The organism is Scytonema sp. UIC 10036 (assembly GCF_009725235.1).
Map to the genome: position 1 here is coordinate 19,460 of NZ_WJFC01000181.1, position 7,738 is coordinate 27,197.

The 7,738-nt window shown below is 42.2% G+C and carries 4 protein-coding genes and 2 pseudogenes; 1 reads left to right on the plus strand and 5 read right to left on the minus strand.

Features of this window, described 5'->3' with window-relative positions; all coding sequences use genetic code 11:
- The first annotated feature begins 857 nt into the window (after positions 1–857).
- Positions 858–1,628, plus strand: a complete 771-nt coding sequence (locus F7734_RS47680; RefSeq protein WP_166482604.1) for an alpha/beta hydrolase — start codon at positions 858–860, stop codon at positions 1,626–1,628.
- Between the two features lie 236 nt (positions 1,629–1,864).
- Here the strand turns inward: F7734_RS47680 and F7734_RS47685 are convergent, their stop codons facing one another.
- From F7734_RS47685 to F7734_RS47695, 5 genes and pseudogenes are all read right to left on the minus strand, one after another.
- Complete coding sequence (locus tag F7734_RS47685; protein ID WP_155751346.1) at positions 1,865–3,652, minus strand: ABC transporter substrate-binding protein; 1,788 nt, start codon at positions 3,650–3,652, stop codon at positions 1,865–1,867.
- A 543-nt stretch (positions 3,653–4,195) separates the two neighbouring features.
- Positions 4,196–4,696: pseudogene (locus F7734_RS64540) on the minus strand (aldehyde dehydrogenase family protein).
- Positions 4,697–4,698: 2 nt separating this feature from the next.
- Positions 4,699–4,848, minus strand: a complete 150-nt coding sequence (locus tag F7734_RS65755; protein WP_347566410.1) for an aldehyde dehydrogenase family protein — start codon at positions 4,846–4,848, stop codon at positions 4,699–4,701.
- A gap of 218 nt (positions 4,849–5,066) precedes the next feature.
- Positions 5,067–5,315, minus strand: coding sequence for a hypothetical protein (locus F7734_RS64545; protein WP_243147468.1), 249 nt, complete (start codon positions 5,313–5,315; stop codon positions 5,067–5,069).
- 1,014 nt (positions 5,316–6,329) lie between these two features.
- Positions 6,330–7,421: pseudogene (locus F7734_RS47695) on the minus strand (acyl-CoA dehydrogenase family protein); the annotation flags it as partial.
- Positions 7,422–7,738 lie beyond the last annotated feature (317 nt).

A 7,738-nucleotide genomic window follows, 5' to 3' on the forward strand; every position in this document is an offset into this window, starting at 1 on the left:
TCAACCATTGCGATCGAGACTTGAGGTTTTAAGAAACTTTGTTCTTCTATTTTAGATAAATTATACAAAGTGTGCTAGTTTAAACTTAGTATATATACCGTAATAATTTCACACAAAAAATACCATCGAAGATTTTACTCCCTTCCCGCTCAAAGATTATCTATCTAAATGAACCGCAAAGACGCAAAGAGCGCAAAGAAAGAGAAATATATGCTTGGTAGTCTTAGAGGGTGTTTGAAAAGTCCTTTCATCAGTAGCAAAACATTCACGCTCCCCCTAAATCCCCCGATATATACCCCAGCGAGGGAACTTGGGGCTTGTCCTCCGCACGAATGATAACTCAAGCTAATCTTTCTTATTACTTTTAATAAACTTGTTAATATTGTAAATTAAAGTAAATATTTGTAAAGTAGAGTTACAGTCTCTTCAAAGAGCCTAATTCGTAAAACGTAAACCGCAATCATAAAACCATGACAGCAACCTTACAATAGCGCCAAAGCGCAAATGTGTGGAAACGCGCTTTTGACATTCAGATTCATCTTGTTTCAAACCTACGTTCCACCGCTCGCCTAAAGAGTTTAAAAATGCGATACACATTGCCAACGATCGCAGATCGCATGATTACCGAATTCCCCCAATTGGTTGCTGCTGCCTGATATTCCAAAATCCTTATCAATTTAACTTTTTATAATTTAATAAGAGATAATTTTAGGTAAGAGAATGTCAATTTTTGCTGACTATCTCTAGACTCAGCCACATTACAAGCATATAGTGTTGCTGACATTTTTACTATAGTTTTGAAGTGCGATTCAGCAGTAATGATTTCAGAACAGGTAATCAAAATTAAAAGAGGCTTTGTGGACAGACCGTGGGGTCAATTGCATTACCGGACAGCAGGTAATGGACCGGTACTGGTACTCACCCACAAAACGTACTTTTCTTCTCGTAGTTTTCTTAGAGCCATACCGCTATTAGCCCCGCATTTTCGAGTAATTGTGCCAGATACTCCTGGTCAAGGTGAGTCAGAAAATCCACCCACTCAGTGGACTATTCCGCAGTATGCGTCAGATTTATTAGAGGTACTGGACACGCTTAAAGTTGAAGATTTTTACTTGGTGGGCAATAGCACCGGAGCGGCAATTGCTTGCGAAGCGGCGGTAATTTGTTCAAGTAGAATTAAAAAGCTGCTACTTTTTGGAATGCCTCGTTGGAAAGATTCAGCAGCACGTCAAGATTTACGCCGATCGCCATTCTTTTACGGACCCCCGGAGATAAAAGACGATGGCAGCCACTACAGCACCAATTGGCAACGGATAAAATCACTGTGTGTTGGTTATCCCCCTGAATGCTTTGAAATCTATTTCCAAGAAGTAATGTCTCGAAAAGAGCGCACCTACGAGGGGATAGAAGCAGTTTTGAGCTACTCAGAAGCAAGCCGTTTACCACTCCTGACGGTACCGACTTTACTCATGTGGGCAATGGAAGACACCATGTTTACGCCTTTTATTGAAGACACTGCCCGACTTGTTCCCCATTCTACCACCAAGGTTCTACACGGCAGCCCCCTAATGTATCTGCGAGATCCCAAACTTTACTGCGAAACCTTGCTAAAATACCTACTATCCTAGTATAGGATTGCACAAGTTCGTAACGAATTACTCCCTTTCCGGCATAAGATTACCGATCGTCCTCTCCTCTTTCCTCTGCGTCCTCTGCGCCTCTGTGGTTCATTTAATTAAGTTTTTATCAGTTTTCGATGGGGTGCATACATCAAATGATTAAGGAACCGCAGATGAACGCAGATGGACGCGGATAAAGTGGATAGGAGGTCGTACAGTTTGGTCTAAACTCCAGTTATCACTCATCAATTATTAGCTACTTTCCATTCATCAATGTTCCAGAAAATCGATCCTAAACTAGAATATTTGATTGGCTCGATGCGATCGCGCACTGCTTTAAATGACATGGGATTCACCAGGCAAAACACAGGCAACTGTTCGGCAACAATTTGCTGGAATTTGCCATAAATTGCTTTGCGCTTGTTCTCATTTATTTCTTTAATTCCAGCGCTGAAAAGACTGTCTATTTCCCTTTCCCAATCAGAAACTACCCATCCTTTAAGCGGTGGTTCTCCTGCTTGAGTACCTTGGTTGAATTGATGAAACGAGCCTTGACTAGTCCAGAACAACGATACAAGGTTAGGTTCCACATCTGCACCAGGAACGCCGAATGCACCTACATAACAATCCCAATCTCGATGGGAGAGCAGCTTTCGCAGCACGACGTTAAAGTTGACTACCTGCAAAGCTGTTTTAATACCGATCTGGTTTAAATCTTGTTGGATCTGCACCGCAGCATCTATCCGGGATCGGTCTTCTGATTTTACCAGGATATTAAATTGTACCCGGTTCCCATCCCGATCTATCAATTCTTTTTGAGAATTGTACTTGAAACCAGTCTCTAGCAACATTTGCTTTGCTTTCAGAGGATTGTAATCGTAAACTTTTAACCCAGCGGTAGGCGAGAGGTAATAAGGACTTTGTACCGATATGGGCGAATGTTGTACTTCGCCCAACCCCTGATAGATATTGGTTTTCATCCGTTTGCGGTTAATAGCATAAGCGACTGCTTGTCTAAAAGCCAAGTTATTAAACCACCGAGACTTAATTGGGTTTACCAAAGGCTGTCCTTTGGCATTGCGAGCTTGATTGAGATTGAAACCAACAAACGCAAAACCATCACTAAGTCCACCGTTATAAATAGTGTATTTTCCTCGCTTCTCCTCTTTTTTTAGTAACCTGAATACTGATGGTGTTACATCCAGGTTATCCAGTTCCCCAGAGCGGAATTTTAGTAACTGGTTGTCAGTTGATGAAATAATTTGCCAAACAATGCGTTCAATATAAGGCAATTGATTTCCCCGATCGTCGTGTCGCCAGTAATAGGGATTGCGTCGTAAGATGACTCGCTCAGATGGAGTATAACTTTCTATCAGGTAGGGTCCATTACTAATAATTTGTTCGGCAGGGGTGTTGGTTCCCCAAGTTGATAAAAATTGTGGATTGCCATTAGCATCGCTCTTGAAGACAGAGGGGCGCAATGCATGAGCCGGAAGAATTGCCAGTTTTTCTATATTTCTTAAAAAAGGAGTAAAAGGTTCTGGTAAAGTGAACTCTATTTGCCGATCGTTGAGTTTCTGCACTTTTGGAAAAGCTTCTTTGTTGCCAATACGTAAAAAATCTCTCCAAATAGTGGGAATTTTTTTGTTGAGGTATATATCTCGATAAGTAAAGACAATATCATCTGCTGTCAGAGATGTGCCATCTGACCACTTTAACCCTGGTTTGAGTGTAAAAGTAATTCGCTGGCGATCGCTAGAAATTGACCAATTCTCTGCCAATCCTGGTTCCAACTTATGAGTCAAAGCGTTCTCATCAATCAATCCCTTGTAGATGAAAGGAAAAATACTATAGGGAGAGTCATTAATGGCATAGTTAAAGCTAGGTGGATCGCTCAGAGAAACTAAAACGACTTGAGAGACTTGAGCCGAAGAGGTTTTAAATTTGCTAGGGTGACAACCTGCTAACAGCAAACAACAAAATATTGCCAAAGCTACCACCAACTTTAGAGGTCGAAAAACAGTAGCAACCATCTCTAATACCAAATAACGTCTAACTTTCAACCTAAAAGGATGTTGAAAATCATGATTATGTATTAAATTTTTTTTACCCCACCCTAACCCTTCCCGATGTATTGGGGGGAACGAATTTTTCTTGTTCCCCCCAATACATCGGGGGATTAAGGGGTAATAATGTGATAAAAGCACAACCAACAACTTTTCAAACATCCTCTAAGAAGAGGTCATGTAAAGTAAATTTCAATCACCAAATGTAATCACCAAATGTATTGTTGGGTTGGGTAAATGAAGTGACACCATATTCGATAAATGTTGGGTTTCGTTCCTCACCAACCTACTTCGGTTAAATGTTGGGTTTCGTTCCTCAACCCAACCTATTCGTTATCAATTTGAGGCGCTTGTAAGCTTCCAGAAAATCCACATACACGGTTTCCAATCGTGAAATACATCAAGGACAACATACCAGCTTCTCGATGTCGTTACCAGTTTGTTTGACACCACAAAGGTAAATGTACTTCAGCACCAATGTGGGACCGTTGATGTAGGTAAGTTCCTGCTTCAATATCGCGATGGCTGTGAAAGCACGTTGACATCGCGAGTATATATCGAAGATGAGACGTAAGGTGTATCGTTCAGGATTGCGATCGCTTCCTCAAAAGAGTTACCTCTATCAGCGCCACGAACAGGTCCAAATATTTCTTCACGGGCAACCGCATTTGAGGAGTAAAATCGAGAATAGTAGGCTGAAAGAGTAACCGTTTGCAAACCTCCCTAGTCGCCACTTCCACCAATTAAAACTTTTGCACCCTCTTCACGCGCAATATCTAGATATTTACTAACACGTTGGGAGTTGCTTTCATTACATAGGACAACATCCGTCTTTGAATCAGTACCAGCGCCAAGCGTAGCTGACTGTCGTTCTTCAGCATATCGGTAAATTCTCTTTATATCGCGATGTAGCAGCACACTTGTTGCAGTACACCTTGACCGGCATTCAAATGCACCCCAACAGCACCATCCAAACAGTTGCAAATCGCATCTTCCATAACAATTGAGCATTTTTACCACCCATCTTCAGACACACGCGTTTGTGAGTGCGCCCGCAAGTAAGAAGCAACAAAAGCACGCGTTTCAGAAGAGCCAGTAAAAGAGACTAAATCAACATCAGGATGCTCAACTAAGCTTTTCCCGTTCTCTCCCACGCAATGCACCAAGTTGATAACACCTCAGGCAAACCAGCCTCTGCAAAAATTTCACGAGTTTTGTAGCACAGCAGGAGTATCTTCTGCGGTTTGGAGAATTACAGTATTACCACACACCAAAGCGGCATTGCTTTCCACAAGGGATAGCAACTGGAAATTCCCACGGTGTAATCAAAGCAAACCCCAACAGGCATTCGGACTGTCATGGCGAACGTTGTGAGGGGCATTCAGAGGGTGTTCGTTTGCCCCAAATAACCGTCGTCCTTCGCCTGCACTGTAATAGCACAATCAATACCTTCTTGAACATCCCCCGTGCCTCTGCCAGAGTTACCCATTTCCCGCTCATCAACAGAGCAAGTTCTTCTTTTACTTTCGCAAAGTTCTCGACTCGTGACGTATTCGGCTCTGGCTGGAGCAGGCACAAGTCGCCAACCTGCGGTACGCAACACGGGCAGAAAGCTACAGATCTTCAACATCAGCTGCAAGCGAAGCGAAAAGTAGCAACCACTTCACGATTATCCGCAGGATTTCGGCTTTCTAAGTAGCACTGATGCAGAGTTTAACATTCTCCGCGATGTAATTACGGCAATTAGGGATGGCTCATTTTTTACACCTCCGGATTAGACCATTACTTCCAGTTGGCTTGTACTATTTATTATCGTCATGAAAAACAGATGTAACATTAGTAACAGATATGACTAATCTCTAATGAATCAACGCCATCACTGCAGCAGGAGAACCGAGCCATGCTTTAACCTAAGAATCCCAATCACAAGCGTAATACCCCTTTGGTGGAACTGTTAATTGGTCAAATTCTCCAAACAATACGTGCTCTTAACACCTAAAAGTTAGTGCAAAAAGTGTTCTTGCCCTGCATCAACTCCGGGAGTATCAATTCCTACTCCCGCAATTTGACGTTCTCCAGTAAAAACCTTGTCGCATCAATTCCAACAGGAAAGTGCATTCCTCTTGAGTATCCGGTTAAAAAAGGCATCTTACATCCAACACTTTTCTTGCACACTGTATGAGGAGTACTACACAGTTAGGAATGTCCCGTTTGTGTTCCCAAGCTAGATATCATCCACAGAAAGAACATAACTGATTACCAACTGCTTGCTCCCAAAATCTAATAACACAGCTGTTACAATCATGAACCAGCAGGATAGGATCGATACCTACACCACAACATAAAGCTATTGAGCATTCAGTGAGTTCCACACCTGTGTCTCCTAAAGAAAACGCCGCAGGTAATAACCATCCTTATCAACTCCGCCACAGTCTCAACCACTGGTGGATCGCCTTCCCACAAGGAATACCTGTATCAATCACATGGCTTAAGTGTATAATTGTGAGTAAGTGAATATTGTGGGACGAGGGAGACAAGGAGACAAGGGGGACAAGGGGGACAAGGGAGACAAGGAGGACAGGGGGACAAGGTAGAAAATTTCTCCGTGTTCTCTGCGCCTCTGCGGTTCATCAAACAAATTTTGCTTTCGCGTCAACCTACTTAAAGTAGCTTCCATAACAGCAGAAGTTTGACCAGTCACGGTAAATACCAGCCCCTCACGGTAAACCCGTTGTGCGTTATGATGACTGTAAATAGACGCTCCACTAGAAACTGCGATCGCTGCATGAGCAATCCTAGTCGCTAAGTCAATCGACCAAGCTCGCAGTTGCAAGCGTTCTGCAAAAGACAGATCCGAATTTTGTTGTGCTTTGCGAATAGCAGCACGACAGTAGCCAAGTTCCTGCTGAAGACTTTCAAAAGCATCGGTAATAAAAGGCAATAATTTTTTCTTTGCAGCAGACTCTAAAATATCCAACCCACCAAGAGCACATCCTGTAGCCAAAAAAGTCGCACGAAGAACATTATTCTTGTCATTTTCATGAATCCAGCCAGCAGGTTTCATGAAAACAACACGTTCTACAGGCAAAAACCAGTCAGTTAAAGTTGCTGTGACAGTATTTGTAGATGTCATTGCTGCAAGCTGTGCGGGTGGTGAAAACGCGATCGCACCTCCCGAGTCTTGATGTGTTTCCACTAAAGGGATGATACCGAAAACAGCGCGATCGTCAGGTAAAGTCGCAGCAACAATAAACTCGCTAAAAAGATTCCAACCCGTAACCCAAGGTACAACTCCATTGAGTTGATAACCACCCGGTACTGGTACTGCAACAACAAGTGGTTCCCCTTCACGTCTTAGCTGAGAAAAACCAACTCCCAGTAAAATTTGACCATCACTCATGTAGGGAAGGTACTTTTGTTGAAGAGAGGCATTGTTGCTAGTAACAAGCATACCAGCAGCACTTTGGTGTTGCGTTTGCAAAAAAGCTAGAGCACCAGAATATTGGGCTACCAGTTCTTGAAAACTACCAAATACTTGCTCGCTAACCTCTTTTCCACCCCAACGGCATGGCACTCTTAGGGCTAGCAGCCCCAACCTTCCCAGACTTTGCAATGCGTGAAATAAAGCGTTTGAGTTCCAGTCAATCTCATTCGCCAATGGTGCCACCTCTTCAAGCAAGAAAGATCGGGCTACCTTTAAAAGAGAATTAGTATTGTCTTGTTCAACACTATCCATTGCCAGCTTGTTCGAGCGTGAGATCCTTTTTTTCTGTTATTTCTTCAGTAGGTTGGGTTGAGGAACGAAACCCAACGAGCGCTCTTCATTAATGTTTGCTTTATAAATCATCTCTAAAGAACCCCTCCAACTCCCAGACATAGTAGGTTTTGGAGGGTTCAAATGTTGCAGCAAAAAGTGAATTATTAATAAGTTAACAGTTTAAAAGTAAATTTTAAATTAAAAAACAGTTAATTTTTGGTAAAGTTATTCTTTAGAATACATTACAATTATAAAAATTTTACAAAATATATGTAATTAATTTTACATTTTTCTTA

Bases quoted from the DNA above. Each gene is read 5' to 3' on its own strand.
- F7734_RS47685 (WP_155751346.1), bottom strand. From the start codon at position 3,652: ATGGTTGCTACTGTTTTTCGACCTCTAAAGTTGGTGGTAGCTTTGGCA.
- F7734_RS64545 (WP_243147468.1), bottom strand. From the start codon at position 5,315: ATGTTGAAGATCTGTAGCTTTCTGCCCGTGTTGCGTACCGCAGGTTGG.